We start from the raw sequence: 18306 nt of genomic DNA, 5'->3' as shown, positions 1-18306 counted from the left end.
AAGGTGGCCGTTGCGCAACAGGGCTTAAAATGGCTGAATAATTAATTTGCAGAGCAAATGGTTATTCGGCCATTTGCTTTTATCGCCATCCCTAAAGCGTTTAATGAGTGCTCTGTTATTGAGATACAGGCCGAAAAAGTATTAATAAAAGCATCAGAATGGTTCCCGGGTATTTTTCTTATTCTTCTTCTGACCTTTGTTGAAACGCCATTGACAAGTTTTTTAAGGTTATAGGCAACGGCGGCCATGATCATACATTTATTGGCCAATTCGAGCCCTTTTGTGTTTACCTGTTTCATGCCTGTAAAATTGATCAGGGTGCCCAGTACCGGTTCTACCGTACTTTGTCTTACTTTCCTGGCCTTGCTCCCTTGTCGGGTTTGCATGCGTTCATGCATTTCTATATAAAGGTCTTTAGCTACGGAATCCTTAAACACTTTAAAGCCTTGCAGATTAGCGCAGGTGCTTTTAAGCGGACAGTCCCTGCAATCTTTAACACTGGTACGATATATCTTATGGGTATTATCGTTCTCTGCTTTTTTGAAGTTGTGAAAAGTAAGGTATTTGCCTTCAGGACAAACATACCGGTCTTGCTCCCCGTCATAACTGAAGCCCTGCCGGCTTTCCCTGCTTTGACATCCTGACCTGTTAGGTATGAAGCCTTTAATATGATTATCAGCTAAAAACAGAAGCGCCGCTTCACCGCTATAACCTGTATCGGCAAGCACATCTTCTATTTCCATGCCATTATCTTTAAGGTTTCCGGCGACATGGGTAAGGATATCAGGCAGACATGGTGCATCTCCTCTATCTGCATGAAAGGCCTGGATGTGTGTAATAACGTGGTTTTGTGTATCTACGCTTACATGAGCCGAATAGTTCAGCCGCGTTGTTTTTCCGGGTTTCACCGATAACCGGGCATCAGGGTCTGATGGGCTGTAACGCTTGCTGTTCGCTTTCTTATCAACTTTAGCGTTCTTTCTCGGCTTAGGCTTGGTGTTTTCATCCGGTATGTCCCCAGCCGGGGCTTCATCATTATGATCGTCCAATTGCTTGCCATAAGTTGATGCATCATTCATGATCTCGCGTTCGACCAAACTTGACATAGCTGCATTGGCTTTGACAAATGCGCTATCGATAGCCTGTCTTTTACCTGCTACCAAACCTGCATCAATACACTTTTTCAGAACCTGTTTAAACACAGCTGTAAACTCATCTTCTCCATAAAGCTGGCGTGTGCGGCTTAATGTCGAATGCCAGGGAAGTTCTTCATCCAGATCATATCCTATAAAATAGAGGATATCCATGCGCATACGTGAGGTAGCAATAATGCGCCTATCGCTATTCAGGTTCTCTAAATAACCAACAAGCATTAGTTTGAAAAACACAACCGGGTCAATGCTCTTTTGACCCTCTGTACCATAATATTTGGCCGTTGTATCATAAACAAAGTGGAGATCAAGTATGTCTTTCAAACGCCTGTAGAAGTTATCAGCCGGAACATAGTCTGAAAGCTGAAACCTGATGAAGAGCTTTTCCTGATAATCTTTTTTGCCTTGCATGTCCTTAATATACAAAATAAATCTCTGACTACCAAATAGTTAATCAAAGAAAAAGACCCGATCAAAACTTTATTCGATCGAGTCTTTTCTCAGTTGCGCAACGGCCACTAAAGGGCAAGGGCTTTAAAAGAAAAAGCGATGAGTAATTAATGCTCATGGCTTTTTCTTTTTTACTTGCGCTCGTTTGTAACGAGTGCTTAATATGGGTTTGCGTTTGAAACGCGAATCCGGCGATGCAATCGCCTAACCGCGTTAAGCACTCGTTACAAACGAGCGCAAGAAGTAAAGGTCTCGCCCTTCAGGGGGAGATTTAGAGGGAGCTTATTTTAACTTACTCAGTGCCGCTTTAACCCTCGGTATCAGGGCTTGAATTTCGCTCAGCGGGGCAGCACCTACAGAGGCACGGAACCAATTCACATCATCACCCGTGCCGAAGGCCGAAAATGGAACAAATGCGGCTCCGGCCTCTTTAATTAAATAAAAGTTTATATCTGCCGAATCTTCCAACACTTTGCCGTCCGGAGTGGTTTTGCCACTGTAATCTATTTTCAGGGTAAGGTAGATAGCGCCCATCGGTTCAATCGAATCTACATTTAAGCCACTGGCTTTCATCTCCTGGAAACCTTCATGCAGGGCAGTAAGGCTTGCCTGGATCTTTCCTTTTAAGTCATCAAGATAACTGTTTACATCAGCCTCGTCAGTTAAAAATTTGGCCATAGCCATCTGTTCAGGCTTTGGCGACCAGGCACCCATGTGGCCTACAATGGCTTTCATATTTTCGATAACCAGCTCCGGCCCGAAACCCCAGCCTACACGTACACCCGTTGCTGCAAAACATTTTGAACCGCCATCAACAAAAATGGTGTAATCTTTTAATTCAGGGCGAAGGGTTACCGGATCGTAATGCTTATGCTCGCCAAAAGTTAACTGCGAGTAGATTTGATCGTATAGTAAATACAGTGGTTTCTCACCCGCCGCACGGCTCTTGTTTTCGGCAATTACAAGGTCGCAGATCTCCTCCAGGTCCTTTTTGCTGAACATAGTACCGGTAGGATTTAAAGGCGAACACAACGCCAGCAAAGCCGCTCCTTTTAAATGCGGGCGAATATCATCTGCCGTAGGCATAAAATTATTTTCAGGAGCGGTAGGGATAATCACTGCATCAGCATTCAGCAGATCGCTGTAATGGTTATTGTTCCATGACGGTGCAGGGAAAACCACTTTTTCGCCGGGGTTAACTACCGCCAAAAATATAGAATAGATCAGCGGGCGCGAACCACCCGAAATCAGGATCTGGTTGGGTGCATAGTCAAGACCTAAACTTCTTTTCAAAAAGCCACTTACACTCTGGCGCAGATCAAGCATGCCATCAGCAGCCGGGTAGTTGGTTTGATTATGATTATAGGCGTCAATAATCTTTTCCTTTAGAGGAGTTGGAATAGGATAAATATTGGAATCGAAATCGCCGATGGTAAGGTTGGCGATATTCTGGCCTTGTCGTTTTAATTCGTTGATCTCGCCCGCAATCTTGATGATCTCCGAGCCATGCAAATTTTGAGCTAATAAGGAAACACTCATGGATTTATGTATTTATGAGCGGCAAAGATAGCCGATTGAGGTGAAAGGCGAAAGGGTATAGGAAGGTAAAAGGATAAAGGCAAAAGGTGAAAGGTTTATTTGAGGGATTACAAAAAGCTGTATGGCTAAAAGAAAACCTTTTGCCTTTGACCTTTCGCCTTTAACCTTAAAAGCTTATAAATACGCTTTGCGCAGTTTAATGATCCGCATCCAGTGCATGAGTTTCATTACGGGGTAAACCGGGTCTATCTCAAACCATTTGGCGCCAAAATTGGCTTTGTTGGGGTGTTTGTGATGATTATTCTGAAATAGTTCGCCCAGCATTAAAAAATCAAACGGGGTAGTATTTTTTGACTTATCTCCATTATCAAAATTTTGATAGCCATATTTATGACCGCACCAGTTTACAATAGCACCATGAATTGGTCCCATTAAAAAGTGAATCGGGATCAGCAGGTACATCCACCAGGCAGTAGCAAATTCCACATAAAATAAAATGTATAAAATACCGAATGAGATACGCGACACAATTGATGAGCCTATAAAGTCTACAAAACGCCATTCAGGAATATTACCTTTAAAACGCTCTTCCGGCTCCTTCAGTTTCCTTACATGCAGGCTGTAACTTTTAGCCGTATATATCATCATCTGAAAAACATCCCTGAAAAAATGAGGCGAATGCGGGTCCTTTTCGGTATCACTGTATGCATGGTGTTCACGGTGCATAATAGCATAAGCCCTCGGGTTTAAAAATGATGATCCCTGGCAAACATAAGTAAGCAGGTAAAACATTCCTTCGTAAAACTTATTGGTTGTGAACATTTTGTGAGATGCGTACCTGTGCAGGAAGAACGTTTGAAAGAATAGCGACAGAAACCAGTGCGCTATGAAGAATATGATAATAACCATTGAAATGTAGAAAATAGACTTATTTATAATCTTTCCAAAGATACAATTTAAAGCCTTATAAAGTTTTTAATATGTGAATAATCGTAGCAGCCTCCATAAAAAATGCCGTTCCTGGCATAGAAACGGCATCTGCTTAAAAAAGTTGTTTTACCTGGATTATAATAATTCAAACTGTTCGGCCAATAAGCGGTACGATTCCAGCCTATCCTCAAAATTTTCAGTTATTGTAACAGCCATAATTTCATCCACCTCATAATCATTGGCAAGCCAGCTTAATTTGAGCTTTAGCTCAGTAGGCGAACCTGCAATTACCCGGTAACGGTTATAACGGATGCGCTCCTGTTCGGTTGGGGTATACTCCACATCTTTTACATCCTCATAGCTTAGCGGCACTATTGGCCCACCTTTTTCAAACTGCAGAAAGCGATGGTCCATCACGGCCTGGTGCTGCCTAACCTTTTCCTCATCTTCAGAGCAAAAGATAAACACAGCCACGTTGGCTTGTGGCTGTTGTAAGTCATCCGACGGTTGAAAACGTTCCTTGTACATTTTAACACTTTCGGGACCACCGTTAGGGTTAATAAAATGAGCGAAGGAAAAACCCATACCGAAATGTGCCGCAAACAAGCCGCTTTGTCCGCTTGAGCTTAGCAACCACATATTAGGCACGGTTTTAACCTGCGGGATAGCCCTGATACGCACCTGTATGGTTCCCGGTTCGTAAGTATCATGAAAGTAATTCTGCAGATCGGCCAGTTGCTCAACAAAGTCTTGCTCCCTAAACTGGTTTGAAGGGTTAAGCGCGGCTGCGGTGATCCTGTCGGTACCCGGCGCACGGCCCATTCCAAGATCAATCCGGCCGGGGAACAGCGCTTCCAGCATCCGAAAGTTTTCGGCAACTTTTAGTGTACTGTGGTTTGGCATCATAATACCACCCGAACCCATGCGCATGTTTTTAGTTTCGCCAGCCAAATGGGCTAATAATACTTCGGGCGTTGAGCCTGCTATAATACCCATATTATGATGTTCCGAAATCCAGAAGCGGGTGTAGCCAAGGGTATCGGTATATTTTGCCAGTTGTATGGTTTCCTGTATGGCCTGCTCGGCAGTAGCGCCTTTTCTAATCGGCGACTGGTCGAGCACGCTCAGTTTAATCTTGTTTGTGCTCATATCTATTGTGAACACAAAAATAAGCATCGGGTTGGAGGTGGGCTTTATAGCCGGGCTTTTATGGCATTGCAATTACTATTACTGCTGCATCAATTTGCCCCTGGTAATAAATAAGCCCCGCCTGGTGAGCGGGGCTAAACATAATTAACTATTTATAATTGATTTGAAAAAATCCGTATTGATTACGAGCATCCCATTGAGTTGCCGCAGTTTAAGCATTTGTAACAGGTACCCGAACGAACCGTGGTATGCCCGCAAACGTTACAGCTCGGCGCATCACTTTGTACGCCCATACTAACATCGAAAGATAAGCCTTTTCTTTGAGCATTAATAGAATTATCTGAAGATTGCGTAGATGGCTGGTACACATTGGTTTCATCTGCATTAAAATCCTCATCACCCATTTGCGGGTTTCCCAATATGCCGTTTTTATCGGTTATGATGTGTACCAGGTCGGTGCGGTCCTGGTATTCATAGCCCAACATCCTGAAAATATAATCGATAATGGAGGTTGCACTTTTAATATTGGTATGCCCTACCACCATTCCCGCCGGTTCAAAACGGGTGAAGGTAAATTTTTCTACGTATTCTTCCAGCGGTACACCATATTGCAGGCCGATAGAAACCGCGATGGCAAAACAGTTCATCAATGAGCGGAAGGTTGCACCTTCTTTATGCATATCTACAAAAATCTCGCCCAGGGTACCGTCCTCATATTCGCCGGTACGTACAAATACGGTTTGCCCGTCAATACTGGCCTTTTGCGTAAAGCCGCGGCGTTTGTATGGCAGGTGTTTCTTTTGCACCACGCGCGAAAGCTGGCGCATAAAATTGGTATCCTTTGATTTCTCCATGATGGCCATGGCTGCTTCAATAACCTGCTCTGGTGTCAGATCGCTCAGTTTTACGTTAGCAGCTTCGCCTAATACTTCTTCAATTGTATCCAGCTTGTCATCAGCTTCTTCCTTAACATCCGTTTTGGTTGAGAGCGGTTGTGATAGCTTACAGCCATCACGATAAAGTGCGTTGGCTTTCAGGCCCAGCTTCCACGAAAGTTCGTAGCAATCTTTGATTTCATCAACTTTGGCTTCGTTTGGCAGGTTGATGGTTTTTGAAATGGCACCCGAAAGAAATGGCTGCGCTGCTGCCATCATTTTGATGTGCCCATGGGCATGGATATAGCGCTCGCCTTTTGCGCCGCATTTGTTGGCGCAATCAAAAATAGGATAATGATGTTGTTTCAGGTACGGCGCTCCCTCGATGGTCATAGTACCGCAGATATACTCGTTAGCTTCTGCAATTTGTTTTTTGCTGAAACCAAGTGCGCGCAGCACATTAAAATCGGGCGCATTATACTGCTCGGCCGTGATGCCCAAACGTTTCAAACATTCTTCACCCAGCGACCAGATATTGAAAGCAAAGCTGATCTCAAAAGCAGATACCAGGCCCTTGTCCAGTTTTTCCAGTTCATCATCATTAAAACCTTTGGCTTTAAGCGTATCTATATTGATATGGGGAGCACCTTTTAGGGTTGCTGTACCTTTAGCATAATTAACAATGGCGGTAACCTCATGGTCCTGGTAACCTAAATTGCGCAGAGCCTCGGGCACAGCCTGGTTAATAATTTTGAAGTAGCCCCCACCCGATAATTTTTTGAATTTCACCAACGCAAAATCCGGCTCGATACCGGTAGTATCGCAATCCATTACCAAACCGATAGTTCCCGTTGGGGCAATAACGGTAGTTTGCGCATTGCGGTAGCCATATTTTTCGCCCATCTCAACAGCCTTGTCCCAGGCATTGCAGGCAGCTGAAAGCAGGTAATCGGGGCAATGCTTTGGGTTAATACCCGGAGGGGTAATTTCCAGTCCCTCGTAGTTTTCGGTAGAGTTATACGCAGCATATCGATGGTTGCGCATCACCCGCATCATGTGCTCTTTGTTATCGTTATAACGGCTGAAAGCACCGAGCTCACGGGCCATTTCGGCCGAGGTTGCATAGGCAGTGCCGGTCATGATGGCGGTGATAGCTCCGCCAATAGCACGCGCTTCGTCGCTATCATAAGGTATGCCGTTCACCATCAGGGCCGAACCCAGGTTGGCATAACCAAGGCCAAGCGTGCGGTAATCATAGGATAATTGTGCCACCTCTTTTGATGGGAATTGTGCCATCAATACGGAGATTTCCAGTACAATGGTCCACATTCGGCAGGCATGTTCAAAACCCTTTACATCAAATACACGTGTTTGCGAATTAAAGAAATGGGCAAGGTTGATGGATGCCAGGTTACAGGCCGTATTATCTAAAAACATATACTCCGAACAGGGGTTAGATGCGTTGATGCGACCACCTTCGGGGCATGTATGCCACTCATTGATGGTGCTATCAAACTGAACACCCGGATCGGCACAGGCCCAGGCAGCAAAAGCGATATCATCCCACAGCTTTTGCGAGGATATGGATTTAACGGTTTTGCCGCTCATCCGGCTGGTTAAATTCCAGGCCGAGCCGGTTTTAAGTGCTGTAAAAAAACTGTTGGGAATGCGTACCGAGTTATTGGAGTTTTGACCCGATACCGTGCGGTAGGCCTCGCCTTCATAATCAGACGAATAACCTGCGGCTATCAGGGCTGCTACTTTCTTTTCTTCTTCCACTTTCCAGTTCACAAAACCCTCAATTTCGGGGTGATCCAGGTCAAGGCAAACCATTTTGGCTGCCCTGCGGGTTGTCCCGCCCGATTTGATAGCTCCTGCTGCCCTGTCGCCGATTTTCAGGAATGACATCAGTCCCGATGAATAACCACCGCCCGATAGTTTTTCACTCTCGCCGCGAATCTTAGAAAAGTTTGTGCCTACGCCCGATCCGTATTTAAAAATACGGGCCTCACGAACCCAAAGGTCCATAATGCCGCCCTCGTTCACCAAATCGTCATCAACAGAAAGGATGAAGCAGGCGTGCGGCTGTGGGCGCTCATACGCTGAAGTTGATTTACTTAACTGTTCTGTTACCGGGTCTACATAATAATGCCCCTGTGGTTTGCCGGTAATGCCGTATGAAGTATGCAGACCGGTATTGAACCATTGCGGCGAGTTTGGAGCAGCCAGTTGGCCAACAATAGTATAAACTATTTCATCATAAAAGATCTCAGCATCTTTTGGTGAAGCAAAATAACCATATCGCATGCCCCAATCTTTCCAGCAGTTGGCCATACGATGGGCAACTTGTTTAATGCTTTTTTCAGATCCGGTTGAGCCGTCGGGTTGAGGTACGCCTGCCTTACGGAAATATTTTTGAGCCAGGATATCAGTAGCCACCTGCGACCAGCCCGCCGGCACCTCAACATCGTTCATTTCAAATACAGCATCGCCTGAGGGGTTGCGGATCACTGACGATCGCTTTTCATATTTAAACAGGTCGTAAACACTGGTACCTTCTTTGGTGAAATAGCGTTCGGCATTGAGCCCCTTTTCCCCGCTTGCTGCGGGCGCCTTCCTGGTAATGTTTTTAGCCATAGCTTTTACAGATTATGATAAAATTAACTGAGTACGTGCAACGTTAAAAAGGTTCAGGGGTTTTAAATCAAATCTATTAGTATGCTGAACAGCATAATAGCCGGAGTTTTCCACATGCCTGGAATAACATGCATCCCTTGTTCTTATGCAAGAGAAATTAATTGATTTTTAAATACTTGCAGTGTTGATAATTAAGAATTCATGTGTTTTTTTTGAAAAAAGGCATATAGTTTTAACCATGCTCAGTCACTGTGTTTTAGCCTGCCGGTGCCAGTCTTGTGAGGTTGCCTGTGTGTAAGGTTGACTCTTGCCTTCTAAAACAAAAAGCCTCCGGATTACTCCGGAGGCTGGGTTAATTGTTATATTAAGATCAGTCAACAATTACATCTCTAAAAAATGGTCGAAAGTATCGCTGCGGATACCTAACCTTAGGGTTTCAAGCGGGATGATATCCGTTGGGGCAATATTACCCAGGCTAACATTTGCACCTATCAATTTAATGAACCAAACCTGTTGCGCTTTTTGAGGCGCTTCCCAAATAATAGATTCTTCGGGTATCTGGGTCAGGATCTCGTCGACCAATCCCTGGCGAACCTCTCCCGAATCACGATATATGCCCACATTTCCGCTTTCACGTGCTTCAGCAATTACTTTCCATGAGCCAGCCTCAATTTCGGCATTCATCAGTTTGATCCATTTATAAGGGGCAAAAATCTTTTGAACATCTTTTGAGCCCACTTCGGATATTACTGTAACCTGCTTGGCCAGCTCACTGATGTATTTGCATTTTACATCATGCTCAATAGTAATCGAACCGTCGGATACTTCGCAATGTTCCAGCTGGTATTTATCCAATAAACGGCGGTAATCGTCAAACTGGTTACGTACAATGAAGGCCTCAAACAGGGTACCCCCAAAATAAACAGGGATCCCGGCCTCGCGGTAGAGTTTTAGCTTTTGTTCAAGATTAGGGGTTACATATGATGTAGCCCAACCCAGCTTTACAATGTCAGTATACGGCCCGCCAACTTCAATAAAATCTTCAACCTGGCGCAAGCTAAGGCCTTTATCCATAACCATGGTTATGCCTTTATCACGGGGTTTAGTTGTACGGTCAGGAAGATGATTAATAGTGTAGTTCATTGTAAGTATTTGTTATAGCCTATAACTAAAAGTTCTAACGAGGCAAAGGTCGCAACAAATATGCAGATGTGCAAATTTCAAATGTTAAATGATTTTAAAGCTCATGGTAAATTCATTGTTGGTAGTGAGTTGTTGATTGAGTTGATCTACCGTCATCTTGCGGTCGCGCGTTTATCTTAAAACACGAAAAGACACATATTATATGCGTCTTTTCATGCTTTACCTTATTTAAGAGATAGAACCATTCACCTAATCAACTCAATCAACCATTCTCCCTACTTAGTATACCTGTTGATAATATCCACAATCACTTTATTCTTTTGCAATTGCGGCAGGTAATCAAACAGGATGTAATGTTTTTCCGGATCGGCTGCTAAAGCATACTCCAGGTTATTAAGGGCTTCATTGTATTCGCCTTTGGCAAACAGGTAAGCCACCATACGGTAGTATAGCTCAGCAGCTTCGGGGTTATTTTTGATAGCCTGGGCTATAATTTCAATAGCTTCATTAAGCTTTTGCTGCTCGTAAAGTATTGATGAATAATCCAGCCAGGCATCAATATCAAGCGGATTTAGCTCAACCACCTTTTCGTAAGCCTTTTCTGCTTCATCTAAATGGCCAAGTTTATATTCGGCATCAGCAATGGCAAACCAGTAATCGGCATTGGCGATGTCAAGGTCAAGCGCTTTTTTATAAAAGTGCAGGGCCTCAAAATAGCGTTCCTCAAAATCAAGGGTTACACCTATCCCAAACCAGGCATCGGCCAGCTTTGGATCCATCTTAACCGATTTTTTGTAGAAAGCCCGGGCGTCGTCCATTTGTTCCAGCTTTTCGTAGCATTCGCCAATGGCACAATACGTATCGGCATTAGGCTGTTCATACTCAAAAGTATGACGGTATACTTCTATAGCTTCTGCATATTTTTCAAGGTTAACCAGTGCGTTGCCTTTGTTAAAATAGGCCGAAGCAAAGCTGTCCTTAATTAATATAGCATAGTCATAAGCATCGATGGCTTTTTCAAACAGGCTTAGCTTGGTATAAGCGTTGCCCAAGTTATACCAGGCCGCGTAGCTGTACGGTTCGTTATCGATATATTGCTGATAAAACTGTACGCTTTCCTGCTGGTTGTCCATCACGTCGTAGCAAAAAGCCAGCTCGTAAAGGGCATCCTGGTTTTCCATATTTTGCTTAAGGCAAAGCTTAAGATAGGTTATAGCAGTATCATAATCGCCCATGTTTTGATAAACGTAGGCTATGTGCAGCAGGATCTCGTCGGTCTCTTCGGCAAGGTCAAGCGCTTTTTCGTAATTTTCCAGCGCCTCGGAGTAACGCTCCAGGCTTTCGTACAGATTACCACGGATGATATAGATATCCGCGTCAGAAGCTTCGAGCATAGCAGCTTGGTCCAAAGCGGCAAAAGCCTCCGGAACCTTGTTGCTTACCACAAGCAGTTGGGCCTGTTTAATCAGGAAAATTGCCGCAAAAGGGTGCTGGCTTCTCGCGTACTCTGCTACCTGTAATGCCCTGGCCGGATCATTCTTTTCGATGTAGTAGTCGATAATGTTCTCAAACGCCTGGGCATCAAAAAAGTACAAGTCCTGATTTCTGATCATTTCCTCGTACCGTTCTACCGAGAATTTTGGGTCTTCGGTAAAACCAAATTCAAATTCTTCTTCCATTCAATTTTGTTTGCAGAACATCCGCTTTAGGTTGACAAATTGCCTTGTAAAGACTTATTGAGTTCAAATTACAATAAGTAAGCATCCAAAATGCAATTTAGTTTTCAACATTCAAACATTCTTAACAACTGTTCAATACAAAGCATTGATAATTAATGACAATGGATACAACAGGCAAGCGATGAGTGATTCTGAAAAATTGCCCTAAAGATTTCTACCTTTGGCAAAAGTAACAATTATGGAGCCTAATATTTCAGATATCCTAAAACGTTTACATATAAACGATATTAATGACGCCTTTAGTACAGGCAGTACCTGGGGCAGCAGCGACGGTGCCGCAGTAAAAGATATAACATCGCCGGTCGACGGCAAAAAAATAGCATCAGTAAGGCTGGCAACCGAAGCAGATTATAACCAGACGGTTGAACAGGCAGCCAAAGCATTTAAAACCTGGCGCAAAACCCCGGCACCTAAACGGGGCGAAATAGTGCGCCAGATTGGTGAGGCCTTACGCGCAGCCAAGCATGACCTGGGCACCCTGGTATCCTACGAAATGGGCAAAAGCCTGCAGGAAGGCCTGGGCGAGGTGCAGGAGATGATAGATATTGCCGATTTTGCAGTTGGCTTAAGCCGCCAGCTTTACGGTTTAACCATGCACAGCGAAAGGCCAGAGCACCGCATGTATGAGCAATATCACCCGCTGGGCATTGTAGGTATTATTTCGGCATTTAACTTCCCGGTAGCGGTCTGGAGCTGGAACTCCCTGCTGGCCTGGGTGTGCGGCGATGTATGCATCTGGAAACCATCCGAAAAAACGCCTTTAACGGCTATTGCCTGCCAACATATAGCGCAGGAGGTGTTTAAAAAGAATAATATTGAAGAAGGTGTTTCATGCCTGGTTATTGGCGACCGTAACATAGGCGAACTCATGGCTGCCGATACACGCGTTCCATTAGTATCTGCTACAGGCTCAACCCGTATGGGTAAAGCGGTGAGCGCCGCGGTTGGTGCAAGGCTTGGCAAAAGCCTGTTGGAGCTTGGCGGTAATAACGCCATCATCATCAGCGAAAATGCCGATTTGGATATGTCGCTCATCGGCGCGGTGTTTGGCGCCGTGGGTACTGCCGGCCAGCGTTGCACCAGTACCCGCAGGCTTATTATTCATGAAAGCGTTTACGCGGCATTTAAGCAAAAGCTGGTTAACGCTTATAAGCAGATCAGGATTGGAAACCCATTGGATGAACAGAACCATATGGGTCCGTTGATTGACACCGATGCTGTTGCCTTGTATCTTGAGTCGATTGAAAAATGCAAGGCCGAAGGCGGCAACTTCGTGGTTGAAGGCGGCAAACTGGAAGGTGTAGGTTATGAATCGGGCTGTTATGTAAAACCATGCATTGCTGAGGTTGAAAATCACTTTAAGATAGTGCAGCACGAAACCTTTGCACCTATCCTTTACCTTATCAAATACAATACTATTGAGGAGGCTATCGATTTGCAAAATGGTGTTCCGCAAGGACTGTCATCAGCTATTATGACCAATAATTTGCGGGAGGCAGAACAATTTTTATCCTACGCGGGTTCTGATTGCGGAATTGCCAATGTTAACATCGGTACATCGGGCGCCGAAATAGGCGGCGCTTTCGGCGGTGAAAAGGAAACAGGCGGCGGCAGGGAGTCAGGTTCGGATGCATGGAAAGTTTATATGAGAAGGCAAACCAATACTATAAACTATTCAAAAACGCTGCCTTTAGCCCAGGGGATAAAGTTTGATTTGTAGTTTCTGAACCGGGATTGGGGGCGATTTTTAAGATTTATGGGATTTGCTTGTCCTATTTATAAGTAGGACGGGAATAAAATCCCGATTTATAAACAGGATAAGAAATAAAATCCTGGCCATCCACATAATCCACCCAAATCCCGGTTCGGATAGTTTCACTAACGCCCCGGAAAATAAAAATTAACCTAAATGAAAGTCGGCACGTAAAAAGCCGGAAGATTAAACTAAAACAATTTATTAAGTCTTAGATAAGACATACTATAACCCAAGTTCATGTTCAAATTTTGCAAGTACATAAGCGCAACCACTTTATCAGCAGCATTATTAGTTAATTTACCGGCATCGGCACAACAGGCACCTGTTGCCGACCCCGCCCCGCCAAAAGCCTGGCACCTGCTTGATTTAAAGGAAAGCGGCTTTTACGGCATCAGTTTAAAGCAAGCATACCTGTTTGTACAAGGCAAAAAAAGCAAGCCTGTTCTCGTCGCAACTATCGACAGCGGTACCGACACCCTGCAAACGGACCTAAAAACGGTGTTATGGGTAAATAAAAAGGAGATCCCGGGAAACGGCATTGATGACGACCATAATGGCTACGTTGACGATATACATGGATGGAACTTTTTAGGCGGCCCCGGCGGCAAAGCCGACTTTACCGAAACCACAGAAGAGGTACGTGAATACAATAAATTAAAAAGTAAATATGCTTCGCTTACGGATTCGACCGCTACCAATAAAAAAGAATATGCTTACTGGCTGCGTGTTAAAACGGTTTATGATTCAACAGTAAACAAGGCCAATACCGAAATCGGCCAGCTTTCGCCGGTGATGAACGCGTTGATGGTTACCAGCGGGTATATTAAGCGCGGTCTTAATTTACCGGCAAACGGCACTTTTACACAGGCCGACCTTGTAAAGGTTAAAGCCACTAATGACACCTTAAGCCAAAGCAAATATGTTTGGGAATCGGTGTTTTCGCAGGAGGGCGTGGGTTCTACCAATGCCAAAATCATTAAGGACCTGAGCGAATACCTGGCGAAACTTAACAATGATGTATCGCCCGACCTTACATCGCGCAAACGCATTGTAGGCGATGATCCGGACACAATGGATGGCAAACCATATGGCAATAACCTGGTAAAATTTGCAGATGCGGCACATGGCACCGGTGTGGCCGGGCTCATTGGCGCGGTGCGTAACAACAATTATGGTATCAATGGCGTGGCCGATAATGTAAAACTGATGATCATTAAGGCCATCCCTAATGGCGATGAATATGATAAAGACGTAGCCAATGCTATACGCTACGCGGTTGATAACGGTGCCAGGGTGGTTAACATGAGCTTCGGAAAAAAGATCTCGCCACATAAGGAATGGGTAGATGCCGCTTTCAAATATGCGGCCTCAAAGAATGTTTTATTAGTGATGGCTGCCGGCAATGATAACCAGGATATGGATCTTCAGCCCGAATTCCCAAATGATACTTTTTTAGATGGCTCATCAAGCGATGCTGATAACGTGATCAGCGTTGGTGCGTCCGGGCCCAGGATGGGGCAAAACCTTGCCGGTGATTTTTCAAATTATGGTAAAAAAAGCGTGGATATTTTTGCTCCAGGGGTAAAAGTTACCTCCATTACTACCGATGCTGAGGTTGATACAGAAGATGGCACCAGCTTTTCGTCGCCAATAACAGCAGGCATAGCGGCTTTGATATTAGAATACTATCCAACGCTGAGTGCTAAGCAGGTAAAGGAAGCTATTTTAGGCTCGGCAACACCGCTAAGGGGCACTATGGTATTAAAACCCGGCAGCAAAACCGAAAAGGTTGATTTTACAACGTTATCCAAAACCGGAGGTATAGTCAATGCATACAAAGCGCTGCAAATTGCCTCAAAAATGAAGGGCGAGGTTTTATCAAACTAATTCCATAAAGATAGAACAGTGATTTTTGCGTTGCGTAAAAATCACTGTATTCCAACCTTTTACCTTTCTCCTTTTACCTTTAACCTCCTCAAAAGGGCAAAATAAAAAAACACTTTCCAGTTATGGTATTTTTCTCTACATTTGCGGGCTAATTGTTGCTCATTGAAATCGCTTAAAAAATATTCGATTCCCTTTACGGGGCTTAAACTTGGGAAACACCAGTTTGAGTATGACATACAGGATGACTTTTTTGATGAGTTTGAATATTCGCTCGTAAAAAAAGCCACCCTGCACTGTGAGGTTGAACTGGATAAGCAGGAAACCATGCTGATCCTGAATTTTAAGATAGACGGCACAATTGATACCACCTGCGACAGGTGTTTATCTCAACTGCCGCAGCAGGTTGATATTACTGAACAGCAAATAGCTAAGTTCAGCGATGAACTGATAGATGAAGACGAGGAGATCATTACCCTTGGCAAAAACGATCATGAGATTGATGTAGCCGGGCTGATTTACGAATATATTAACGTTGCAGTGCCGTTTATATCGGTTTGCGACAACGAGGGTGAAACCCCTTATTGTGATAAAGAAATGCTTGAAAAACTAAATAGCTTTTCGGCAAATGGTGAACAAAGTGAGCAAACAGACCCACGGTGGGATGCGCTCAGGAAAATGAATAAATAATTAATATTAGGATATTATGCCACATCCAAAGCGGAAATTTTCGAAATCAAGGAGAGATAAACGCAGAACGCATTACAAAGCGGAAGCTCCAACTTTAACTACCTGCCAAACTACAGGCGCTGTGCATTTGCCGCACAGGGCATATACTGTTGATGGTAATGTTTACTACAACGGTAAAGTTCTTATTGAGAAAGCAGCAGTAGCATAAGTTTAATTTTCTGAAAATGAAGATTGGCTTAGATATTATGGGCGGTGATTACGCTCCCAAAGCAGCTGTTTTAGGAGCTATCGAAGCGTATAAAACTTTATCTGCCGACCAGAAACTGGTACTTATTGGCGATAAGGAAGTTACAGTAAGTATTCTTCAGGAAAATGGTGTAAGCCCTGATAACTTCGAGTTTGTACATACAACCGAAGTTATTGGCATGGGTGAGCACCCTACCAAAGCTATTGTTCAGAAGCCTGATTCGAGCATATCAGTTGGTTTCCAGCTGTTAAAAAGCGGCGAAATCCAGGCCTTCTCATCGGCTGGCAATACCGGCGCCATGCTTGTTGGAGCCATGTTCAGCGTAAAAACTATTCCGGGTGTTATACGCCCGGCAATGACTACTATTGTACCCAAACTTAAAGGCGGTTTGGGTATTTTGTTGGATGTAGGTGCCAATGCTGATTGTAAGCCTGATGTGCTTGTTCAATTCGGCGTACTCGGCAGTTTATTTGCACAGGCAGTTTATGATATCAGCAACCCGCGTGTTGCTCTCATGAACATTGGAGAAGAAGAAGAAAAAGGTAATATCCTTAGCCAGGCCACCTACCCATTAATGAAAGCTACATCGTTGTTTAACTTTGTAGGTAATGTTGAAGGACGCGATCTTTTCAGTGAAAGCGCCGACGTTTATGTATGCGACGGTTTTACCGGCAATGTAATATTAAAGCTTGCCGAATCGTTCTATGTTATAACGCGGAAGAAACAGCTGAAGGACGAGTTTTTTGACAGGTTTAATTATGAACAATACGGTGGCAGCCCAATATTGGGAGTTAACGCCCCCGTTGTTGTTGGTCACGGCATCTCGAGCCCCGAGGCAATAAAAAACATGGTCCTTTTATCAAGGAACATGGTGGAGAGTAACCTCGTTGATAAAATAAAACAAGCATTCCAGTAATTTTATAAAGATGAGTAAAGTTCATGCCGCTATTACCGCAGTACATGGTTACGTTCCCGACTATGTATTAACCAACCAGGAACTGGAAACAATGGTTGATACAAATGACGAATGGATAACCAGCCGTACCGGTATCAAAGAGCGGCGCATATTAAAAGGCGAAGGCCTTGCTACATCTGATATGGCGGTCCCTGCCGTTACCGAGCTGCTCAGAAAACGCGGCATCGGTGCAGAGGAGATCGATCTTATCATCTTTTGTACTACTACCCCCGATATGATCTTCCCGGCTACAGCGAACCTTTTAGCGCATAAAATTGGTGCTAAAAACGCATGGGGATTTGATTTGCAGGCAGCCTGTTCAGGCTTCGTATACGGCTTAACCACAGGCGCTCAATTTATTGAAAGCGGCAAACATAAAAAGGTGCTGGTTGTTGGCGGCGATAAAATGTCGGCCATTATTAACTACCAGGACCGTGCAACCTGCATCATTTTTGGCGACGGCTGCGGCGCGGTATTGCTTGAGCCTAATGAAGAAGGCAACGGCGTTATCGATTCTATTTTAAAAAGCGATGGTTCGGGCAGTCAGTACTTAAACCTGAAAGCCGGCGGTTCATTGAAACCGGCGAGTCATGAAACGGTTGATGCTAAAGAACACTTCGCCTACCAGGAAGGCCAGGCCGTGTTTAAATTTGCAGTAACCAATATGGCCGATGTTGCGCACGAGGTAATGGAACGCAACGACCTTACCGGTGATGATATTGCCTGGCTGGTACCACACCAGGCCAACAAGCGTATTATCGATGCTACTGCAAACCGTACAGGTGTAAGCTCAGATAAAGTGATCGTTAACATCGAGCGCTATGGCAATACCACCAACGGCACCATCCCGCTTTGCCTGTGGGAATGGGAAAGCAAGTTTAAAAAAGGGGATAACCTCATTTTAGCAGCCTTTGGCGGTGGCTTTACCTGGGGTTCAGTTTATTTAAAATGGGCTTATTGATGTGCTGATTCCAGATGTGCGGATGTGCCAACTTACATAAAGGAAGTATATTCATCACATCAGAAATTTAAAACATCTGTAAAAAGTACATGTTATCTGCTTAAGGGAATAGAAAACAGACCGCTTAATTACGATAGCCGGTCATTTTAAAAGCTAATTAATCAACACATAACTTGCATATCTGCGCATTTGCATATCTG

At 44.3% G+C, this 18306-nt stretch carries 13 protein-coding genes; 6 read left to right on the top strand and 7 right to left on the bottom strand.

Annotated elements, in window-relative coordinates:
- Nucleotides 1-41: 41 nt before the first annotated feature.
- The 7 genes from ACEN82_RS27535 to ACEN82_RS27505 form a co-directional block, all read right to left on the bottom strand.
- Nucleotides 42-1562, bottom strand: coding sequence for an IS1182 family transposase (locus ACEN82_RS27535; protein WP_495643978.1), 1521 nt, complete (start codon nucleotides 1560-1562; stop codon nucleotides 42-44).
- Between the two features lie 321 nt (nucleotides 1563-1883).
- Nucleotides 1884-3140 (bottom strand): pyridoxal phosphate-dependent aminotransferase, encoded by a 1257-nt coding sequence (locus ACEN82_RS27530; RefSeq protein ID WP_413321186.1) that lies wholly within the window; start codon nucleotides 3138-3140, stop codon nucleotides 1884-1886.
- Between the two features lie 174 nt (nucleotides 3141-3314).
- Nucleotides 3315-4049 (bottom strand): acyl-CoA desaturase, encoded by a 735-nt coding sequence (locus ACEN82_RS27525; protein ID WP_413321187.1) that lies wholly within the window; start codon nucleotides 4047-4049, stop codon nucleotides 3315-3317.
- Nucleotides 4050-4205: 156 nt separating this feature from the next.
- Entirely contained in the window at nucleotides 4206-5219 is a 1014-nt protein-coding gene (locus ACEN82_RS27520; protein WP_413321188.1) for an LLM class flavin-dependent oxidoreductase, read from the bottom strand.
- Nucleotides 5220-5401: 182 nt separating this feature from the next.
- Nucleotides 5402-8731 carry a vitamin B12-dependent ribonucleotide reductase gene (locus ACEN82_RS27515; protein ID WP_413321189.1) on the bottom strand — a complete coding sequence of 1110 codons (3330 nt, stop codon included), beginning with the start codon at nucleotides 8729-8731 and terminating at the stop codon, nucleotides 5402-5404.
- A 381-nt stretch (nucleotides 8732-9112) separates the two neighbouring features.
- Entirely contained in the window at nucleotides 9113-9874 is a 762-nt protein-coding gene (locus tag ACEN82_RS27510; protein WP_413321190.1) for a phosphosulfolactate synthase, read from the bottom strand.
- 275 nt (nucleotides 9875-10149) lie between these two features.
- Entirely contained in the window at nucleotides 10150-11553 is a 1404-nt protein-coding gene (locus ACEN82_RS27505) for a tetratricopeptide repeat protein (RefSeq protein WP_091172989.1), read from the bottom strand.
- A 238-nt stretch (nucleotides 11554-11791) separates the two neighbouring features.
- Here ACEN82_RS27505 and amaB point away from each other — a divergent pair, with 238 nt between their 5' ends.
- The 6 genes from amaB (at nucleotide 11792) to ACEN82_RS27475 (ending at nucleotide 18106) form a co-directional block, all read left to right on the top strand.
- A complete protein-coding gene (gene amaB, locus ACEN82_RS27500) occupies nucleotides 11792-13333 on the top strand; it encodes an L-piperidine-6-carboxylate dehydrogenase (RefSeq protein WP_413321191.1) in 1542 nt (513 codons plus the stop codon).
- A gap of 273 nt (nucleotides 13334-13606) precedes the next feature.
- Complete coding sequence (locus ACEN82_RS27495) at nucleotides 13607-15256, top strand: S8 family serine peptidase (protein ID WP_413321192.1); 1650 nt, start codon at nucleotides 13607-13609, stop codon at nucleotides 15254-15256.
- A gap of 162 nt (nucleotides 15257-15418) precedes the next feature.
- Complete coding sequence (locus ACEN82_RS27490) at nucleotides 15419-15943, top strand: YceD family protein (protein WP_413321193.1); 525 nt, start codon at nucleotides 15419-15421, stop codon at nucleotides 15941-15943.
- A gap of 16 nt (nucleotides 15944-15959) precedes the next feature.
- Entirely contained in the window at nucleotides 15960-16151 is a 192-nt protein-coding gene (gene rpmF, locus ACEN82_RS27485; RefSeq protein WP_090534782.1) for a 50S ribosomal protein L32, read from the top strand.
- A 16-nt stretch (nucleotides 16152-16167) separates the two neighbouring features.
- Entirely contained in the window at nucleotides 16168-17106 is a 939-nt protein-coding gene (plsX, locus tag ACEN82_RS27480; protein ID WP_413321194.1) for a phosphate acyltransferase PlsX, read from the top strand.
- A 10-nt stretch (nucleotides 17107-17116) separates the two neighbouring features.
- Nucleotides 17117-18106 (top strand): beta-ketoacyl-ACP synthase III, encoded by a 990-nt coding sequence (locus tag ACEN82_RS27475; protein WP_413321195.1) that lies wholly within the window; start codon nucleotides 17117-17119, stop codon nucleotides 18104-18106.
- Nucleotides 18107-18306: the final 200 nt, after the last annotated feature.

This window comes from Mucilaginibacter sp. Mucisp73 (genome assembly GCF_059491465.1).
This window is presented reverse-complemented; position numbering and strand designations above follow the sequence as displayed.

Bases quoted from the DNA above. Each gene is read 5' to 3' on its own strand.
- ACEN82_RS27535 (WP_495643978.1), bottom strand. From the start codon at position 1,562: ATGCAAGGCAAAAAAGATTATCAGGAAAAGCTCTTCATCAGGTTTCAG.
- ACEN82_RS27530 (WP_413321186.1), bottom strand. From the start codon at position 3,140: ATGAGTGTTTCCTTATTAGCTCAAAATTTGCATGGCTCGGAGATCATC.
- ACEN82_RS27525 (WP_413321187.1), bottom strand. From the start codon at position 4,049: ATGGTTATTATCATATTCTTCATAGCGCACTGGTTTCTGTCGCTATTC.
- ACEN82_RS27520 (WP_413321188.1), bottom strand. From the start codon at position 5,219: ATGAGCACAAACAAGATTAAACTGAGCGTGCTCGACCAGTCGCCGATT.
- ACEN82_RS27515 (WP_413321189.1), bottom strand. From the start codon at position 8,731: ATGGCTAAAAACATTACCAGGAAGGCGCCCGCAGCAAGCGGGGAAAAG.
- ACEN82_RS27510 (WP_413321190.1), bottom strand. From the start codon at position 9,874: ATGAACTACACTATTAATCATCTTCCTGACCGTACAACTAAACCCCGT.
- ACEN82_RS27505 (WP_091172989.1), bottom strand. From the start codon at position 11,553: ATGGAAGAAGAATTTGAATTTGGTTTTACCGAAGACCCAAAATTCTCG.
- amaB (WP_413321191.1), top strand. From the start codon at position 11,792: ATGGAGCCTAATATTTCAGATATCCTAAAACGTTTACATATAAACGAT.
- ACEN82_RS27495 (WP_413321192.1), top strand. From the start codon at position 13,607: ATGTTCAAATTTTGCAAGTACATAAGCGCAACCACTTTATCAGCAGCA.
- rpmF (WP_090534782.1), top strand. From the start codon at position 15,960: ATGCCACATCCAAAGCGGAAATTTTCGAAATCAAGGAGAGATAAACGC.
- plsX (WP_413321194.1), top strand. From the start codon at position 16,168: ATGAAGATTGGCTTAGATATTATGGGCGGTGATTACGCTCCCAAAGCA.
- ACEN82_RS27475 (WP_413321195.1), top strand. From the start codon at position 17,117: ATGAGTAAAGTTCATGCCGCTATTACCGCAGTACATGGTTACGTTCCC.